The following is a 17,943-nucleotide window of genomic DNA, read 5'->3' as shown; positions in this document are numbered from 1 at the left end:
ATACGGACCTCGGAGGCGGAGAGCTTCCTGCCCTCGGCGGCGGGAACGGCGGACGCCTTCGAGTCGTCCTTCACGGCCTCGGAACCGTAGCCGCACGAGGCGAGCGCACCGATCAGGAGCGGCAGGGCGGCAGCGGCGGAGACACCGCGGCGCAGGGTCTTGCGGGTGTGGCGGGTGGCAGGCACGAGGGCTTCCTCTCGTGGCGTCAACTCATGACGCACGTCTTCGTTTACGGAGCAACTGCGGGTACGGCTCGTGGGGGGTGAGGGCGCGCGAGCGGTGCGCGTACGTCATCGCGCACATCGCGCCACCCCTCCCTGGCCGCTGCCGAGGCGGCCGCTGCCCACGCGCCCGCCCTCCTTGGCGAAGGTGGCGTAGAGGTCGGCATGCATGATCTAGAAGTCCCAGCCTTCCTCGTCCGCCTGAACGGTGGTCGCGGCCTGGGAGGCGAAGGACTCGCCGGCCATGCCCGCCGCCAGGGTGGTGCCGTCGGCCGGGTCGATCAGCAGGAAGGACCCGGTGCGGCGCGAGTCGGCGTACGCGTCGAGCGCGAGCGGCTCGGCGGTGCGCACGACGACCCGGCCGATGTCATTGGCCACCAGCTGCCCCGGGTTCGGGTGCTGGGACAGGTCGTCCAGGGTCAGCCGCGAGGGGATCTCCTTGACGATCGCCTTGACCGTGCGCGTGGTGTGCTTGAGCAGCACCCGTGCGCCGACGGCCAGCGGCTGGTCCGCCACGTGGCAGACCGTCGCGACGACGTCCTGCGTGGTGGCGGGGGCGCTCGCGGTGGGCGCGATCAGGTCACCCCGCGAGATGTCGATGTCGTCCGTCAGCCGCAGCGTCACCGACTGCGGCGCCCAGGCGATGTCCACGCTCTGCCCGAGCGCGTCGATGCCCTCGATGACCGAGGTGCGGCCCGACGGCAGGACGGTGACCGGCTCGCCGACCCGCAGCACGCCGGAGGCGATCTGGCCCGCGTAGCCCCGGTAGTCCGGGTGCTCCACGCTCTGCGGACGGATCACGTACTGCACCGGGAAACGCGCCGGGCAGGCCGTCAGGTCGTGGCTGACCGGGACGGTCTCCAGGTGCTCCAGCACCGTCGGGCCGCCGTACCAGTCCATGTGCGCGGAGGGCTCCACCACGTTGTCACCGGCCAGCGCGGAGATCGGTATCGCGGTGATCTCCGGGACGCCCAGGTCCGAGGCGTACGCGGTGAACTCCTCGGCGATCTTCGCGAAGACCGCCTCCTCGTAGCCCACCAGGTCCATCTTGTTCACGGCGAGGACCACGTGCGGCACCCGCAGCAGGGCGGCGACGGCCGCGTGCCGGCGGGTCTGCTCGATCACGCCGTTGCGGGCGTCGACGAGGACCACGGCCAGGTCGGCGGTGGAGGCGCCGGTGACCATGTTCCGGGTGTACTGCACGTGCCCCGGGGTGTCCGCGAGGATGAACCGGCGGCGCGCGGTCGCGAAGTAGCGGTACGCCACGTCGATGGTGATGCCCTGCTCCCGCTCGGCCCGCAGGCCGTCGGTCAGCAGCGCGAGGTCGGGGGCGTCCTGCCCGCGCTGCGCGGAGACGGCCTCGACGGCCTCCAGCTGGTCGGTCAGGACCGACTTGGAGTCGTGCAGCAGGCGCCCGACCAGGGTGGACTTGCCGTCGTCGACGGAGCCGGCGGTCGCGAAGCGCAGCAGCGTGGTCGCCGCGACGTCAGCGAAGTCGGCGAACTGCTCGGTGGTGGAGGTCATGGCTAGAAGTACCCTTCGCGCTTGCGGTCTTCCATCGCCGCCTCGGACATCTTGTCGTCGGCGCGGGTCGCCCCCCGCTCGGTGAGACGGGAAGCGGCGATCTCGGTGATCACGGCGTCCAGCGTGGTGGCGTCGGAGTCGACGGCACCGGTGCAGGACATGTCACCGACGGTGCGGTAGCGGATGAGACGCTTCTCGGGCGTCTCGCCCTCCTTCGGGCCGCCCCACTCGCCGGCCGTCAGCCACATGCCGTTCCGCTTGAACACCTCGCGCTCGTGGGCGAAGTAGATCTCCGGGAGCTCGATGCCCTCGCGGGCGATGTACTGCCACACGTCCAGCTCGGTCCAGTTGGACAGCGGGAACACGCGCACGTGCTCGCCGGGCGCGTGGCGGCCGTTGTAAAGCTGCCACAGCTCGGGGCGCTGGCGGCGGGGATCCCACTGGGAGAACTCGTCGCGCAGCGAGAACACCCGCTCCTTGGCGCGGGCCTTCTCCTCGTCGCGGCGGCCGCCGCCGAAGACGGCGTCGAACTTCAGCTGCTGGATCGCCTCGGTCAGCGGGACGGTCTGCAGCGGGTTGCGGGTGCCGTCGGGGCGCTCGCGCAGCTTTCCGGCGTCGATGTATTCCTGCACGGACGCGACGTGCAGGCGCAGTCCGTGCCGGGCCACCGTGCGGTCGCGGTACTCAAGGACCTCGGGGAAGTTGTGCCCCGTGTCCACGTGCAGCAGCGTGAACGGCACCGGGGCCGGCGCGAACGCCTTCAGCGCCAGGTGCAGCATGACGATGGAGTCCTTGCCGCCGGAGAAGAGGATCACCGGCTTCTCGAACTCGCCCGCCACCTCGCGGAAGATGTGCACGGCCTCCGATTCGAGGGCGTCCAGGTGCGTCAGCGCGTACGGCGCGTCCGCATCCGGCTCGGCGTGCAGGTGCGCGGCGGTGGTCATGCCAGACCCCTCTCGGTGAGCAGCGCGTACAGGGCCGAAGCCGACTCCTGCACGCTCTGGGTGTGCGACTCGATACGGAGGTCCGGGGACTCCGGCGCCTCGTACGGGTCGTCGACCCCGGTCAGACCGGAGATCTCGCCCGCGGCCTGCTTGGCGTACAGGCCCTTCACGTCCCGCTCCGAGCAGACCTCGACCGGGGTGGCCACGTGGACCTCCAGGTACGCGGTGCCCTCGGCGGAGTGCCGCTTGCGGACGGCCTCACGGCTGTCCGCGAACGGCGCGATCACCGGTACGAGCGCCTTGACGCCGTTGCTCGCGAGGAGTTCGGCGACGAAGCCGATCCGCTGCACGTTGGTGTGGCGGTCCTCCCGGGTGAAGCCCAGACCGGCGGAGAGGAACTCGCGGATCTCGTCTCCGTCGAGGACCTCCACGCGGTGGCCCTCGGCACGCAGCCGCTCGGCCAGCGCGTAGGCGATGGTGGTCTTGCCCGCGCTCGGCAGCCCGGTCAGCCACACGGTGGCGCCCTGGTCGCTCACGCTCATCGTTTTCGTCTCCGTCGGTTCGTTCACTGCTTCGGGATCGGTCATCAGCCGTGCAGTCCGCACTCGGTCTTCGCCCGGCCGGCCCAGCGGCCGGCCCGCGCGTCCTCGCCCTCCGCCACGCGGCGGGTGCAGGGGGCGCAGCCGACGGAGGCGTAACCGTCCATCAGCAGCGGGTTGGTGAGCACGCCGTGCTCCGCGACGTACGCGTCCACGTCGTCCTGCGTCCAGCGGGCGATCGGCGAGACCTTGACCTTCTGCCGCTTCGCGTCCCAGCCGACCACCGGGGTGTTCGCCCGGGTCGGGGACTCGTCGCGGCGCAGGCCCGTCGCCCAGGCCTCGTACGCGGTCAGGCCCTCTTCCAGCGGCTTGACCTTGCGCAGCGCGCAGCACAGGTCCGGGTCGCGGTCGTGGAGCTTGGGGCCGTACTCGGCGTCCTGCTCGGCGACCGTCTGGCGCGGGGTGAGGGTGATGACGTTGACGTCCATCACGGCCTCGACCGCGTCCCGGGTGCCGATGGTCTCCTCGAAGTGGTAGCCCGTGTCGAGGAAGACCACGTCCACGCCGGGGAAGGCGCGGGACGCCAGGTGCGCGACCACCGCGTCCTCCATGGAGGAGGTCACGGCGAACTTCCCGCCGAAGGTCTCGGCGGCCCAGGTCAGGATCTCCAGTGCGGAGGCGTCCTCCAGGTCCCGGCCCGCCTGCTCGGCCAGCGCCTTGAGTTCGTCCGCGCGCGTCTCGTGAGCGGTGGTCATCCCTCTTCCCCTCCAGTGGTGTCGCTGCGAAGTCCGCGGGCCAGCAGCCCGAGGTACTTCAGCTGGAAGGCTCGGTTGCAGGCCCTGCATTCCCAGGCGCCGTGGCCCTGTTCATGGGGGAACAGGTCCTCGTCGCCGCAGTACGGGCAGTAGAACGGTGCGGCGCGCTCGCTCACGAGAGGTCCTCGTCCTTGGCCCGGGTGACCCAGGCGGCGAAGCGCTCGCCGTCCTCGCGCTGCTCCTGGAAGCGGGTGACGACCCGCTCGACGTAGTCTGGCAGACCCGCCGAAGTGACCTTGAGGCCGCGGACCTTGCGGCCGAAGCCGGCCTCCAGGCCGAGCGCGCCGCCCAGGTGCACCTGGTAGCCCTCGACCTGCTCGCCGTTCTCGTCCAGGACCAGCTGGCCCTTGAGGCCGATGTCCGCCACCTGGATACGGGCGCACGCGTTGGGGCAGCCGTTGATGTTGATGGTGAGGGGCTCGGCGAAGTCCGGCAGGCGCCGCTCCAGCTCGTCGATCAGCGAGGCGCCGCGCGCCTTCGTCTCGACGATGGCGAGCTTGCAGAACTCGATGCCGGTGCAGGCCATGGTGCCGCGGCGGAACGGGGAGGGCTTGACCTGCAGGTCCAGCGCCTCCAGGGCCGCCACGACCGAGTCGACCTGCGCCTCCTCGACGTCGAGCACGATCATCTTCTGCTCGGCGGTGGTGCGCAGGCGGCCGGAGCCGTGCGTCTCGGCCACCTCCGCGATCTTGGTCAGGGTGGCGCCGTCGACGCGGCCGACCCGGGGCGCGAAGCCGACGTAGAAGCGGCCGTCCTGCTGCCGGTGGACGCCCACGTGGTCGCGCCACTGGCCGGTCGGCTGCGCGGGCGCCGGCCCGTCGGTCAGCTTCCGCTTCAGGTACTCGTCCTCCAGGACCTGGCGGAACTTCTCGGCGCCCCAGTCGGCGACGAGGAACTTCAGCCGGGCGCGGGTGCGCAGGCGGCGGTAGCCGTAGTCACGGAAGATCGAGATGACGCCCTCGTACACGTCCGGGACCTCGTCGAGCGAGACCCAGGTGCCCAGGCGCACGCCGAGCTTCGGGTTGGTCGAGAGGCCGCCGCCGACCCAGACGTCGAAACCGGGGCCGTGCTCGGGGTGGTCCACGCCGACGAAGGCGACGTCGTTGATCTCGTGGGCCACGTCGAGCAGCGGCGAGCCGGAGACCGCGGACTTGAACTTGCGGGGCAGGTTGGAGAAGGCCGGGTTGCCGACGATGCGGCGCTGGATCTCCTCGATGGCGGGCGTGCCGTCGATGATCTCGTCCTCGGCGATGCCGGCGACGGGCGAGCCGAGGATGACGCGGGGCGTGTCACCGCACGCCTCGGTGGTCGAGAGGCCGACGGCCTCCAGACGGCGCCAGATCTCCGGGACGTCCTCGATGCGGATCCAGTGGTACTGCACGTTCTGGCGGTCGGTGAGGTCGGCCGTCCCGCGGGCGAACTCCTCGGAGATCTCGCCGATCACGCGGAGCTGCTCGGTGGTCAGCCGGCCGCCGTCGATGCGGACGCGCAACATGAAGTACTTGTCGTCCAGCTCCTCCGGCTCCAGGATCGCGGTCTTGCCGCCGTCGATCCCGGGCTTGCGCTGGGTGTAGAGGCCCCACCAGCGCATGCGGCCGCGCAGGTCGTTGGGGTCGATCGAGTCGAAGCCGGTCTTCGAGTAGATCGTCTCAATGCGCGTCCGCACATTGAGACCGTCATCGTCCTTCTTGAACTGCTCGTTGCCGTTGAGAGGGGTGTGGTGTCCAACGGCCCACTGACCCTCACCGCGGTGACGGCCGGACTTGCGGCGCGCGGCGGCGGGCGTTTCGGGGGTGGAGGCCATGACGGTACGTCCTTCTTCGGCGGCTCAAGGCAAGGGCAGGGGAGAGTGGTGGCGTGACCCCTGTGGCACGGGTGCCGCTGAGCAGGTGTGGCTGATTGCCGCCGTTTTCCGGTTGTGCCGGTGGTCAGGGCGGTCTTCGGCCGTCAGGGGACTGGCTGGTTCCGGCGCGCGCCGCGACGACGCTGGGCGGGCGCTGTGCCGGTGCTGTGCGGCGGGGCTGGTTCCGTCAGCGCGCCGAACAGATGGCGCTGGACATGCGGCCGAGATCGACGTGCCGTCGACTCACCAAGGCAATTCCAGCTCCATTCATGGCGGAAGCGTGTCATGTGCCGATTGGAGGAGTCCACTACTGTCCACGATGCGGACGATGTCGTCCCGCATCGTGGTACGACGTGACGGCGGTCACCCTGGGGGACGCCGGATGGCGGGATCCGTGCGGTCCGGCGGAGACCGGCCCCGCGCGCCCGCGGGGGAGCGGCCCGGGCCGAGCCGCGGGCCCGGGCGGGAGCCGCTCCTGCACCGCTCGGAGGGTTACGCGCCGGGCCAGGGGCCCGGGGTGGGGGTGTCCTGCTTCTCTTCCGTTTCCGTCTTGAAGAGCTTGAAGCCGCGCCGCAGGTAGTTGTCCAGCGCCGTCGGGCCGTCCTGGCTGCACGTGTGGACCCAGACCCGCCGGGTGGGCTCCCGCTGCGGCCACCGGTCGGCCAGGGACCACGCGGCGGCCACCCCCACCGACAGCAGGTGCCCGCCGATGCGCCGGCCCCGGAAGTCCGGCAGCAGGCCGAAGTACATGATCTCCACCACACCCTCGGGCTGCGGATCCAGTTCCACGTATCCGGCCGGGGTCCCGCGGTCGTACGCCACCCACGTCTCCACCCCGGGCCGCGCCAGGTACTCCACCCACTGCGCACGGGTCAGCGACAACCGGTCCGTCCAGTGGATGTCGCCGCCCACCGAGGCGTACAGGAAGCGGCTGAACTCCGGCGAGGGGACCTCCGCCCTGCGGACGGTGATCTCAGGACCCGGGACGGCCGACGGGACCAGATCGTCCGGGGAGGTCATTTCCAGGGACCACGTGGTCAGGGTGATGCTGCTCATGCAGGTCAGGGAATCATGCCCGGCCCCGGATGGCCCAGGCGGGCCCTGACCACCGCCGGGGCCGTGGAGTGCGGCAGCAGCGCCGACGGCTCCTCCGGGCGGATCAGCTCGACCTCCACGTCGTCCGCGAAGCGGTACGGCCGGTGGGTGAGCACCCCCGCCAGGCGCCGGCGCACCCGGGAGAGCTCCGCGCGGACCGTCACCGTACGGGTCGGGTCCCCGAACAGCTCCTGCGACAGCTCCGCCGCCGACCGCCCCCGCGGGCTGTCCGCCAGCAGGAACAGCAGCTCCGCGTGGCGCGGGCTGAGCTCCTGCGACCAGCTCCCGGCCGCCCCGTACACCGTCGCCGACCAGGTGCGGGGACGGCTCAGGTCCAGGACGACCCGGCTCGCCGCCGCCCCCGCGCTCCGGGTCTCCTCGACGCGCAGCAGCCAGCCGCCCGGCAGCGGCTCCACCACGCAGTCCCCGAGCTGCGGTACCCATACCGGGCCCGGCCCGAAGCCCTTCGGCAGCGCGATGCGGTCCGCCGGGGCCAGGCCGGTCACCGCCGCCGTCCAGCCTTGTGGGTCGACGGCGAGGGCCCGGCCGGGCAGCCGGGCCAGCAGGGGCGCCGCCACGGCACGCAGCCGCTCCAGCGACTCCAGGTGCCGCACGCGCAGCTCCCGCTCGGCGAGCCGGGCCACCGAGCTCACCCAGGCCAGGGTCGCCGGGTGCATGGTGGCCAGCGGCCCGCTGACGTCCACCACGCCCAGCAGCCGCCCGTCCCGCGGATCCCGTACCGGGGCCCCCGCACAGGTCCAGTCGTGATGGCTGGAGACGAAGTGCTCGGCCGAGAACACCTGCACCGGCCGGCGGGCCACCAGCGCGGTCCCCACGCCGTTGGTGCCGACCACCGCCTCGTCCCAGTCGGCGCCGACCCCGAAGCCGAGCCGGTCCGCCTTGCGCAGGATCGAGGAGGCGCCCTCCCGCCACAGCAGCCGCCCGTCCGCGTCGGCGACGACCATGATGTGCAAGGCCGTGTCCAGCGTCGGCAGCAGCCCCTCGCGCAGGACCGGAAGGATCTCCCGCAGCGGCGAGACCTGCCGCCGCTCCTCCGTCTCGGCGGCCGACAGCATCCGCGAGCGCGCGTCCCGGTCCGGATGCACCCCGCCCGCCAGCATCCGCCGCCAGGACTCGGCGATCTCCGGGCGCGGCGCCGCCGGCAGTCGGTCCCCGGCCAGCACGGCCGCGCGCACCCCCTTCAGCAGACGCGCCGCCTCCCGCGCGTCCATGGCCGAGATGCGCGCCACATCGACCGTGCTGCCTGCGGTGTCGGCCAACGGAACCTCCCCGTGTGGAACAGGACGTACGAGACTCAGAGGGTTGCAACGGTATGCAACTCTCGCCAACTCCCGGTCGCCCGACCGAAACTGTCCGGACGTCGCCCAGCGGCGTGACAGCTCCTCCTCGGGGCTCTCGGATCAGGGGTGGTGCCGAGTCGGCGCGGCGCCACTCCTGATCCCGGTCAACGGGCCCGGATCCCGGCTCGGAACGGTTTGGGGACCTCCCTAGCCCGCGATCCGCGCCCGTTCCACGACCGCGGCGAGATCCAGGCTGTGCGGCAGCGTGCCGAAGGCCGCGCCCCCGTCCCCGCCGAGCCGCGAGGCGCAGAACGCGTCCGCCACCGCGGGCGGAGCCCAGCGCACCAGCAGCGACCCCTGCAACACCAGGGCCATGCGCTCCACGACGCGTCGGGCCCGCGCCTCGATGCCCTCCAGATCGGCGAGCTCCGTCAGCAGGCCCTTGATGGCCGAATCCAGCCGGTGGTCGGCGCCGCGGGCCTGCCCGACCTCCCGCAGGAAGGCGTTCAGCGCCTGCGGCTCCCGCTGGAGGGCGCGCAGCACGTCCAGGGCCTGGACGTTGCCGGAGCCCTCCCAGATGGAGTTCAGGGGGGACTCGCGCAGCAGCCGCGGCAGCCCGGAGTCCTCCACGTAGCCGTTGCCGCCCAGGCACTCCAGCGCCTCGGCCACCATCGGGGTGCAGCGCTTGGTCACCCAGTACTTCGCCGTGGGCACCGCGATGCGCAGGAAGGCCCGCTCCTCCTGCGCACCCGAATCCTGGACCGCGTCGTACGCCGCGGCGAGCCGCAGCGCCAAGGTGGTGGCGGCCTCCGACTCCAGGGCGAGATCGGCCAGCACGTTGCGCATCAGCGGCTGCTCGATGAGCCGTGCTCCGAAAGCAGAGCGGTGCTCCGCATGGTGCACCGCCTGCGTGAGTGCCTGCCGCATCTGCGCGGCCGCGCCGACGACGCAGTCCAGCCGGGTCGCCGCGACCATCTCGATGATGGTCCGCACCCCCCGCCCCTCCTCACCGACCCGCCGCGCCCACGTCCCGTCGAACTCCACCTCCGCCGACGCGTTCGACCGGTTGCCCAGCTTGTCCTTCAGCCGCTGCAGCGCGAACACGTTGCGCGTGCCGTCCGGCAGCACCCGCGGCACCAGGAAACAGGTCAGACCGTCCCTCCCCACGGGACCCGCCTGCGCCAGCACCAGGAAGCCGTCCGACATCGGCGCCGAGCAGAACCACTTGTGCCCGGTCAGCAGGTACTCGCCCGGCGCGTCCAGCGGCGCGGCCGCCGTCGTGTTCGCCCGTACGTCGCTGCCGCCCTGCTTCTCCGTCATCGCCATGCCGAACAGCGCACCGGCCTTCTGACCGGCCGGCCGCAGCCCCTCCTCGTACACGTGCGAGGTCAGCCGCGGCTCCCACTCGGCGGCCAGTTCCGGATCCGCCCGCAGCGCCGGCACCGCCGCATGGGTCATCGACACCGGGCAGCCGTGCCCCGCCTCCGCCTGCGACGACACGAAGAACCCCGCCGCGCGGCGCAGGTGCCCCGCCGGCCGCCCCCAGGCGTCGGTGAGCCCCGCACCCACCGCGCTCCCGAGCAGCCGGTGCCAGGCCGGGTGGAACTCCACCTCGTCGATCCGGTTTCCGTACCGGTCGTGCGTGCGCAGCCTCGGCGGGTTCTCGTTCGCCTGCCGGCCCCACTCCTGGGCCTGCGCGGAGCCCGCTGCGCGGCCGAGTCCGCCGAGCTCCTCCCGTACCTCGTCGCGCAGTTCGGCGTCCGCCCCGGCGAGGTGCCGCTCCACGCCCTCCGTGAGGGCCCGGTCGCTTCCGTAGACGTCGTAGCCCACCAGGGGCGGAGCCTGGTTCGTGACGGTGTGGGTGGTGGCTGCCATGCGGATACCGTAAGGACGTGCAGCCAGCAAAAGAAACACCCGAGTGGGTCCCAGGGCGGCTCCACCGGGCCCGTGCCCTCTACCGCAACGTGTCCAAGCGCAAGATGGCGTGGCTGCTGCTGAAGGACACCGTCAATTCGTGCATCGAGTACCGGATCCTCGGTCTGGCGGCCGAGGCGGCGTTCTTCACGCTGTTGTCGCTGCCCCCGCTGTTCCTGGGCCTGCTGGGCGTACTCGGGTACGTGGACGGCTGGACGGGCGGCACCTTCGTCGCGAGCATCGAGGAGAACATCCTGCGGGCGGTCGGCACCGTGCTGTCCGACCGTGGCGTCAACGAGATCGCGAAACCGATGCTGGACGACGTCACGAGCCGCGGCCGCCCCGACCTGATCTCGCTCGGCTTCGCCTTCGCCCTGTGGTCGGGGTCGCGGGCCGTCAACGTCTTCATCGACACCATCACCGTCATGTACGGCCTCGACGGCCAGCGCGGCATCGTCAAGACCCGGCTGCTGGCCTTCCTGCTGTACGTGATCGCCCTGGTGATCGGCGCGGTCGTACTGCCGCTGATGGTGGCCGGACCGGATGCCGTGGTGCAGTGGCTGCCGTGGAGCACCGAGGTGATCGCGGTGCTCTACTGGCCGACGGTCACCCTGCTGTCCATCGCCTTCCTGACCACCCTGTACCACGTGTCCGTGCCGGTGCGCTCGCCGTGGATCGAGGACGTGCCGGGCGCGCTGGTGGCCCTGGCCATGTGGGTGCTGGGCTCGTTCCTGCTGCGGATCTACCTCACGAACACCGTGGAGGGCCCGACGATCTACGGCTCGCTGGCCGCGCCCGTCGCGGTGCTGCTGTGGATCGGCGTCTCGGCCTTCGCGGTCCTGGTCGGCGCAGCCGTCAACGCCGCCATCGACCGGGTCTGGCCCTCCCTGGCGACGGCCGCCGCCCGGGAGGCCAACGAGCGGGTCCGGGAGGCGGAGGCCGCCCAGCTCATCGCGCGGGCCGCCGCCTGGCGGGCCCTGGCCGAGGGCGAGTCGGAGGACGACGAGGACGGCGACGCCGTGATGCCCTCGGAGTTCCCGGAGCGGTGGTCGAAATTCCTCCCCCCGGAGGACTACTCCTCCCGCCTGCGCAAGCACTGACGGGAAGGACGGGTGGCTGCTGGCCGCGCCCGCTGGCGGTGCCCGCCACCCGCCCACCCGCCCGCGCCGGAGAGCCCGCGCCGAGACCGGGCGGGACGGTGCGGACACGCCCCAGCCTGGGACCGTGTATGAGGAACGGCGGTCCCCGGCGGTCCCCGGGGCGGTCCTCTGGCGGGCCTCCGGACCGGGCCGCGTCGTCCTGCCCGACGGGTGCATGGACCTGCTGTGGGTCGACGGGAACCTGCTGGTGGCCGGCCCCGACACCGGGCCGCACCCCGCCGGAGAAGTGCCGGGCGGGGCGTTCGTCGGGCTGCGCTTCGCCCCGGGCACCGCGCCCGCCCTGCTCGGCGTACCGGCGTACGAGCTGCGCGACCGGCGCGTCGAACTGGCCGACCTGTGGTCCGGGCCGCAGGTACGCCGCCTCACGGAGCGCATCGGTGCCGCCCCGACCCCGGTGAGGGCCTGGAGTGGCTGGCCCGCACCCGCGCGGCCGGGGCCGGACCGCCCGACCCCCTCGCCGAACGGGTGGCTGCCGGGCTCCGGGCCGGGGAACCGGTGGCCGCCGTCGCCGAGGCCGTCGGCCTCGGGCCGCGCCAGCTGCACCGGCGTTCGCTCGACGCGTTCGGTTACGGGCCCCGCACCCTGGCGCGGGTGCTGCGGCTCCAGCGGGCGCTGGCCCTGGCCCGGCGCGGGCTGCCCCTGGCCGAGGTGGCCCAGCGGGCCGGCTACGCGGACCAGCCGCACCTGGCCCGCGAGGTGCGGGCGCTGGCGGGGACGACCCCGAAGGCCTACGCGGCGGGCGCCGCGGCGGCGAACAGGGACACGCCGCAGCCGTCCGGATCCAGTACGACGGCGTAGCGCTGGCCCCAGAAGGCGTCCCAGGGCTTCAGATGGCCCGTGTGCCCGGCCTCCGTCAGCTCCGCGTACGAGGCGTCCACTTCGCCGGGGGAGTCGCACAGGAACGCCAGGTCGCGCCGGCTGTCCCCGGAGGGGCGGGACCAGGACGGGTCGAAGGAGCGGACGACGTCCTCCGTGTCGAAGCCGATCCGGATCCCGCCGGGGAGGACGGCCTCCACGTGCGGTTCGCCGTCCGCCTCGGCCGGGATGTCCAGCCCCAGGCGGCGGTAGAAGGCGAGCGAGGCGGCCATGTCGGAGACGACCAGGCCGATCATGTCGAGTCGGGGAGTCATACGGCCAGGCTAGGAGCGCCCGCGCCCGCCGTCTTGAACGAATCGGTCATCAGCCACCGGAAAAAGAAATGGCGCCGGGCCACGGCTGGTTGCTACGGTGGGCCCGTTCCCGCCGATCGGCGCGGAACGTCGGCAAGTGGCATGACCCGGAGGTGAGTTCATTGATGACTGTCGTTGCGCAGGGCGCTGCCCGCACTCAGAAGACCATCAATGTCACTTCTGTGGCCACCGGCTGATCCCACACCTCTTCGCGCACCACCGGGCGCGCGCTGCCGGGGCCACCCTGTGAAGGGTTCCCCTTGTCTTTCTCTTCTGCTTCGCTCTCCTCCTCGTCGCTCCCGCACGCCCTCAGCCCCCTCGGCTGGGACGAGGCGTGGGAGGCCGAGTTCGCCCCGTACGCCGAACAGGGCCTGCTCCCCGGCCGCGTGGTACGGGTGGACCGGGGCCAGTGCGACGTCATGACCGCGGACGGGATCGTCCGCGCCGACACCGCCTTCGTCACCCCGCACGACCCGCTCCACGTCATCTGCACGGGTGACTGGGCAGCGGTCGAGGCCGCCGGCAACCCGCGCTACGTGAAGGCGTACCTGCCGCGCCGGACCGCCTTCGTCCGGTCCACTTCCTCACAGCGCTCCGAGGGCCAGATCCTCGCCGCCAACGTCGACCACGCCATCATCGCCGTCTCCCTGGCCGTGGAGCTCGACCTGGGGCGCATCGAGCGCTTCCTGGCCCTGGCGTGGGAGTCGGGCGCACAGCCGCTGGTCGTCCTGACCAAGGCCGACCTGGTACCGGACCCGGTGACGCTGTCCCACCTCGTCCAGGACGTGGAGACCTCGGCGCCGGGCGTCCAGGTGCTCACCGTCTCCTCCCTCACCGGGGAGGGCACGGACATCCTGGCGGCCGTCGTCGCGGGCGGTACGAGCGTGCTGCTCGGCATCTCCGGCGCCGGGAAGTCCACCCTCGCCAACGCGCTGCTCGGGGCCGAGGTGATGAAGGTCCAGGCCAGCCGCGAGGTGGACGGCAAGGGCCGCCACACCACCACGACCCGCAACCTCCTGGCGCTGCCGGGCGGGGGCGTGCTCATCGACACCCCGGGACTGCGCGGGGTCGGCCTGTGGGACGCCGAGGCAGGCGTCGGGCAGGTCTTCTCGGAGATCGAGGAGTACGCGGCCCGGTGCCGGTTCCACGACTGCGCGCACCAGACGGAGCCGGGGTGCGCCGTGCTGGAGGCGGTCGCGTCCGGGGCCCTGCCGGAGCGCCGGCTGGAGAGCTACCGCAAGCTGCTGCGGGAGAACCAGCGGATCGTGGCCAAGACGGACGCCCGGCTGCGCGCCGACATCCGCCGGGACTGGCGGATGAAGTCGGCGGTGGGCCGGGCCAATTACGCGGCCAAGCACAACGGCCGCTTCTGACCGGCGGACTGCGGGGGCGGGGCGCGGCGGGCGCGGGGGTACGGAGCCGCCCGCGCCCCCGCGCCCCGTGTCCGCGCCACCACCACTCCGGGCGCCTCAGTCCTCCAGGCGCCCCCAGGTGAACACCCGCTCCGGGTGGATCCGGATCACCTCCGGGCTGAAATGCGGGCCCAGGTCGTGCTCCCCCACCTCCAGCGTGGCGCGTCCGCGGATCTCGATGCCGCGCACGCGCCACGGGCGGGTGCTCACCAGGTCGTCGACCACCAGGGCGAGCCTCGGATTCGCCTGCAGGTTGCGCCATTTCTTCGTCGTGCCCATGGCCGCCCCGCCCACCAGGATCGTGCCGTCCGGCTGCGGGAAGAACCCCACCGGGTTGGCCTGCGGCTGCCCCTGCGCGTCCACCGTCGCCAGCCTGCCCAGCCGCTGCGACCGCAGGTATGCCAGTTCCGCCTCGCTGAAACCCTCGAACCGCGTCATACGGCCCAGCCTCTCAGCCTCCCCCGGCCCCCGCATCGGACCCGAGACCGAACGGACGCCCGCCCGGACCCGGGTCTCCGGTCCTCGGTCCCCGGGCCTCGTTCCCGGACCACACGTCAACTCACCAGCACCGCGCCGACCCATGCGCCCATCACCATCAGGCAGGCCAGCAGCTCCACGAGCACGCTCGTGCCCACCGCCCGCATCACCGCCCGCACCGATGCCAAGGCCTCGCCGTGCGTGCCGAGCCGCAGCCGCTCGCACAGGTAGACGCCGCCCACGAACCCCGGTACGGCCCCCAGCACCGGCACGAGGACGAAACCCAGGACGGCACCGCACCCCGCGTACACCGCCATCCGGCGGGTGACCCCCACGCCCCGCAGCCGCCGAGGCGGCAGCTGCCACTCGATCACCTGCACCACCAGCAGCAGCGCCGTCACCGACACCAGCAGGGACCAGGCCAGCGCCGACCGCTCGTGCAGCGCCCACCACAGCACCCCGGCCCAGACCAGCCAGGACCCCGGGACACCGGGAACCAGCACCCCGAGCACCCCGAGCAGGAGCACCAGCCCCACCAGGAGCAGCTGAGGCACGTCCATCTGCTCAGCGTGCCCGACCAGGGGCTACCGAGCCACCCAGCCCCGTTCGCACGCGTACCAGCCGAGCTGGAGCCGGGTCGTGACCCCGGCGACGTCCATCAGGTTCTTGACCCGCCGCTGCACCGTCCGCAGGCCCAGCTCCAGGTGTTTGGCCACGCTGGAGTCCGTCATCCCCGCGAGCAGCAGCGTCAGGATCTCGATGTCGGTGGAATCCGGCACGCCACCCGACTCCTGCGGTGCCCCCGAGGCGCCCAGCCGCAGCGGCAGCGCCTCCCGCCACACCGCCTCGAACAGCCCCGTCAGGGACTCCATCAGGCCCGACGCGTGCACCACCAGCGCCGCCGGCTCCGCCCCGGGCCCGGTCAGCGGCACCAGCGCCAGCGACCGGTCCGCGATCACCAGCCGCGTCGGGACCTGCCCCGTGACCCGGACCTGCTCGCCCCGGGCCAGCGCCGTCGACGCCTCGCGGATCCCGGTCGGCAGGGACAACACCTCCCGTTCGATCACCACCCGGTACGCCACGCCCCGTACGGCGGCCTGCTCCTCCGCCTCGTTCTCCATCCCCGTCACCACCTGCGGCCGGCTGCTGACCAGCGCACACACCTCCTCGGCCGCGCCCAACTGGAGCTGGTGGAAGCGGTGCGCGACCGCGCTCGCGCCCGTCACCACCTCCACCAGGTCGTGCACCGCCGGCTCGGTGACCTCCGCCCGGTACTCCTGGGCCAGCAGTGCCGCAGCCAGCTCCGCCTGCTCCAGCTCGTGCCGCTGCTGCGTCAGCAGGGCGCCCAGCGCCACCGTCGGCGGGGCCGCCACCCAGCGCCCAGGCCGGGCCGTGGACTGGGCCGCCAGGCCGTGGCGCTCCAGGTGCCGCAGGGCCCGCTCCGTCTGCGGTACCGGCAGCGCCAGCCGGTGTGCGAGATCCGGCACCTCCGCCGCCCCCATCGCCACCAGCGCGCGGTACGCCGCCTCCTGGCCCTCGTCCAGGCCTATCGCACCCAGCAACCCGTCCACCCGTCCTCTCCGACCGGCCCTGGCGGGAAGCGGCCACGGCGCAAACCCGCCGCGCACATCATCGCCGCACCCCCCGGCCCTCTGACAAGGTGTGACCGGCCGGCCGCCCTCGCGCGGGCCGGGCCGGCCGGCGCGAACGGCGCCGCCGTCACCCGGACGGCCCGTGCGGACGTACGGCAGCCGTCAGGTCGTACGAGAGATACGGAAGGGGTCCACCGGGCGGCGGCCCGGTGGGCTCCTTTTCGCGCATTCGGCGTTTTCTGCCGCTCCGGGGGGCCGAGAATGGGCGCATGAGTCAGCAGGGCGCGGACGACTGGTGGCAGAAGCTGTACGAGGACCCCGACGCGGGGCCGGGGCCGGACCCGGGGGACACGCTGGAGAGCCGGTTCCACTCGGCGTCGGTCCTCACGACCCCACCGGGCGCCCCGTCGCCCCCCACGGCCCCACCGGGCGCCCCGTCGCCCCCCACGGCCCCACCGGGCCTCCCGCCGTCCGCCGCGGCCCCGCCCGGGCGGCCGGAGCAGGCCCCGCCGCCGCACGCCGTACTCCCGGGCCCCCGCCGCGAGCCGGAGCCTCCCGCCCCCGGCCTCCCGCCCACGGCTGCGCCGCCCGGTGCCGAGGGGGCCCGCCCGGGCCCCGCCGCGCCGCCACCAGTCGACGTGCCGGGCCCCGCCGCGCCGCCACCGGCCGACCGACCGGGTGCGGTCGCGCCGTCTCCGGTCGGGCTCCCGCCCGCCGCCGCGCCGCCCGGGCCCGCCGCCGCGCCGCCCGGGCCCGCCGCCGCGCCGCCCGCGCCCACGGCGCGGCCCGGCGCGGCGCCTCCGGCCGACGTGCCGGGTCCCGCGGCTCCGCCCCAGGGTGCGCCACCCCCGGTGGTTCCGCCGCCGCCGGCCGGGCCGCCGCCGGCGCTGTCCGCCGACCCGCGGGAGGCCGGCAGCACCGGGTACGGGCTGGGGCATGTGACCGTGCCGCCCGCGGCGGACGGGCGGCGGACCGCCGGCCCGCCGCCGTCGGCCGCACCGGTGCAGGACCCCGCCGCCGGAGCCCCGGCCGGGCCCGCCGCGGCGGAGGTCCGCCGGGAGCCGGCCGCGCCCCGCGGCGAGGCGCGGCCCGAGGTCCACCACCTCGGGGACCGGGCGCCCACCTACGCTGCCGAGCCCGGCGCGCTGCCCCTCGCCGACCCCGGCGGGCTCGACGCCCTGGTCCCGGACACCGTCCTGGAGGGGGCCCGCCACGGCTCGTACACCCTGCGGGCCGCCTCCGTACGCGGGGACTCCGCCCGGTTCCGCGGCGAGACCCGCCGGGACTTCCTCCTGACCGCCCGCTTCGGCACCGGCGACGACGCCCTGGTCGTGGTGGCCCTCGCGGGCGGCGACCGGGCCGCCGCCGGGGCCGCGGAGGCCGCCGCCGACGTGTGCCGCTGGATCGCGGCGGCGATCGGGCGCAGCCAGGAGCGGCTGGCCGGGGACATCCGCGCCGGACGGCGCGACGCCCTGCGCTCGGGGCTCCAGCGCCTCACCGACCGCGGTTACGGCCGGCTGCGGGCCCGCGCCGCGGAGCTCGGCCTTGAGGAGGAGGCGTACACCGCCGGGCTGCGCGGAGTGCTGCTGCCCGTCGACCCCGAGTGCCGGACCCGGGTCTGCTTCGGAGCGGGCGCGGGCGGGCTGTTCCGCCTGAGGGCGGGCCGGTGGGAGGACCTGGAGGCCGGCGAGTCGCCGCACGAGGGCTTCCGCTTCCGCGCGGCCGTGGCCCGCCCCGGCGACACCCTGCTGCTCTGCTCCCGCGGCCTCGCCGACCCGCTGCGCGAGGAGGAACTGCTTCCGGCCGAACTCGCGGCCCGCTGGTCGGACGCGGAACCGCCCGGCCTGGCGGCCTTCCTCGCCGACACCCAGCTCCGCCTCAAGGGCTACGCCGACGACCGGACGGCCGCCGCGGTCTGGGAGGCGTAACCGCGCGGA

The 17,943-nt window shown here is 73.7% G+C and carries 17 protein-coding genes and 2 pseudogenes; 4 read left to right on the top strand and 15 right to left on the bottom strand.

What is annotated here, in order from left to right:
• The 11 genes and pseudogenes from AB0B01_RS01145 to AB0B01_RS01095 form a co-directional block, all read right to left on the bottom strand.
• A pseudogene (locus AB0B01_RS01145) lies at nucleotides 1-185 on the bottom strand (sulfate ABC transporter substrate-binding protein); the annotation flags it as partial.
• A gap of 210 nt (nucleotides 186-395) precedes the next feature.
• Entirely contained in the window at nucleotides 396-1,745 is a 1,350-nt protein-coding gene (locus tag AB0B01_RS01140; protein WP_361711721.1) for a GTP-binding protein, read from the bottom strand.
• 2 nt (nucleotides 1,746-1,747) lie between these two features.
• Complete coding sequence (gene cysD / locus AB0B01_RS01135; protein WP_361711719.1) at nucleotides 1,748-2,689, bottom strand: sulfate adenylyltransferase subunit CysD; 942 nt, start codon at nucleotides 2,687-2,689, stop codon at nucleotides 1,748-1,750.
• Nucleotides 2,686-3,231: an adenylyl-sulfate kinase gene (gene cysC, locus AB0B01_RS01130; protein ID WP_361711717.1), complete on the bottom strand. Its 546-nt coding sequence runs from the start codon at nucleotides 3,229-3,231 to the stop codon at nucleotides 2,686-2,688. Before cysC ends, cysD begins: the two co-directional genes overlap by 4 nt.
• 44 nt (nucleotides 3,232-3,275) lie before the next feature.
• Nucleotides 3,276-3,983, bottom strand: a complete 708-nt coding sequence (locus tag AB0B01_RS01125; RefSeq protein ID WP_361711716.1) for a phosphoadenylyl-sulfate reductase — start codon at nucleotides 3,981-3,983, stop codon at nucleotides 3,276-3,278.
• Nucleotides 3,980-4,159 (bottom strand): hypothetical protein, encoded by a 180-nt coding sequence (locus AB0B01_RS01120; RefSeq protein ID WP_361711715.1) that lies wholly within the window; start codon nucleotides 4,157-4,159, stop codon nucleotides 3,980-3,982. The genes AB0B01_RS01125 and AB0B01_RS01120 overlap by 4 nt, the downstream gene beginning before the upstream one ends.
• The gene (locus tag AB0B01_RS01115; RefSeq protein ID WP_361711714.1) at nucleotides 4,156-5,847 is read right to left on the bottom strand and encodes a nitrite/sulfite reductase; all 1,692 of its coding nucleotides are present in this window, start codon (nucleotides 5,845-5,847) and stop codon (nucleotides 4,156-4,158) included. Before AB0B01_RS01115 ends, AB0B01_RS01120 begins: the two co-directional genes overlap by 4 nt.
• A 226-nt stretch (nucleotides 5,848-6,073) precedes the next feature.
• Complete coding sequence (locus tag AB0B01_RS01110; protein ID WP_351782709.1) at nucleotides 6,074-6,157, bottom strand: putative leader peptide; 84 nt, start codon at nucleotides 6,155-6,157, stop codon at nucleotides 6,074-6,076.
• 221 nt (nucleotides 6,158-6,378) lie between these two features.
• Nucleotides 6,379-6,942: a GNAT family N-acetyltransferase gene (locus AB0B01_RS01105; protein ID WP_361711712.1), complete on the bottom strand. Its 564-nt coding sequence runs from the start codon at nucleotides 6,940-6,942 to the stop codon at nucleotides 6,379-6,381.
• 5 nt (nucleotides 6,943-6,947) lie between these two features.
• Complete coding sequence (locus tag AB0B01_RS01100; RefSeq protein WP_361711747.1) at nucleotides 6,948-8,213, bottom strand: GAF domain-containing protein; 1,266 nt, start codon at nucleotides 8,211-8,213, stop codon at nucleotides 6,948-6,950.
• 276 nt (nucleotides 8,214-8,489) lie between these two features.
• Entirely contained in the window at nucleotides 8,490-10,157 is a 1,668-nt protein-coding gene (locus tag AB0B01_RS01095; RefSeq protein WP_361711710.1) for an acyl-CoA dehydrogenase family protein, read from the bottom strand.
• Between the two features lie 17 nt (nucleotides 10,158-10,174).
• Between AB0B01_RS01095 and AB0B01_RS01090 the strand changes: the two genes are divergently transcribed.
• Nucleotides 10,175-11,296, top strand: coding sequence for a YihY/virulence factor BrkB family protein (locus AB0B01_RS01090; RefSeq protein WP_361711708.1), 1,122 nt, complete (start codon nucleotides 10,175-10,177; stop codon nucleotides 11,294-11,296).
• Nucleotides 11,297-11,420: 124 nt separating this feature from the next.
• Nucleotides 11,421-12,154, top strand: a pseudogene (locus AB0B01_RS01085) (helix-turn-helix transcriptional regulator).
• Here the strand turns inward: AB0B01_RS01085 and AB0B01_RS01080 are convergent.
• On the bottom strand, nucleotides 12,085-12,486 hold the full coding sequence (locus AB0B01_RS01080) for a VOC family protein (RefSeq protein WP_361711706.1): 402 nt from the start codon (nucleotides 12,484-12,486) through the stop codon (nucleotides 12,085-12,087). The pseudogene AB0B01_RS01085 and the gene AB0B01_RS01080 overlap by 70 nt on opposite strands.
• A 299-nt stretch (nucleotides 12,487-12,785) precedes the next feature.
• Here AB0B01_RS01080 and rsgA point away from each other — a divergent pair, with 299 nt between their 5' ends.
• Entirely contained in the window at nucleotides 12,786-13,898 is a 1,113-nt protein-coding gene (gene rsgA / locus AB0B01_RS01075; RefSeq protein WP_361711704.1) for a ribosome small subunit-dependent GTPase A, read from the top strand.
• Between the two features lie 96 nt (nucleotides 13,899-13,994).
• On the opposite strand, the gene AB0B01_RS01070 is transcribed toward rsgA, so the two are convergent.
• From AB0B01_RS01070 to AB0B01_RS01060, 3 genes are all read right to left on the bottom strand, one after another.
• Entirely contained in the window at nucleotides 13,995-14,375 is a 381-nt protein-coding gene (locus AB0B01_RS01070) for a PPOX class F420-dependent oxidoreductase (RefSeq protein ID WP_361711702.1), read from the bottom strand.
• A 116-nt stretch (nucleotides 14,376-14,491) separates the two neighbouring features.
• Complete coding sequence (locus AB0B01_RS01065) at nucleotides 14,492-14,974, bottom strand: DUF456 domain-containing protein (RefSeq protein ID WP_361711700.1); 483 nt, start codon at nucleotides 14,972-14,974, stop codon at nucleotides 14,492-14,494.
• Between the two features lie 24 nt (nucleotides 14,975-14,998).
• Nucleotides 14,999-15,976 (bottom strand): helix-turn-helix domain-containing protein, encoded by a 978-nt coding sequence (locus AB0B01_RS01060; RefSeq protein WP_361711745.1) that lies wholly within the window; start codon nucleotides 15,974-15,976, stop codon nucleotides 14,999-15,001.
• Between the two features lie 299 nt (nucleotides 15,977-16,275).
• On the opposite strand from AB0B01_RS01060, the gene AB0B01_RS01055 reads away from it, so the two are divergent.
• Entirely contained in the window at nucleotides 16,276-17,934 is a 1,659-nt protein-coding gene (locus tag AB0B01_RS01055; RefSeq protein WP_361711699.1) for a protein phosphatase 2C domain-containing protein, read from the top strand.
• Nucleotides 17,935-17,943 lie beyond the last annotated feature (9 nt).

The sequence above is a fragment of the Streptomyces sp. NPDC044571 genome (assembly GCF_040647115.1).
Classification (GTDB): Bacteria; Actinomycetota; Actinomycetes; order Streptomycetales; family Streptomycetaceae; genus Streptomyces.
Note: the sequence above shows the minus strand (reverse complement) of the source record. Positions and strands in the feature narration are given on the sequence as shown.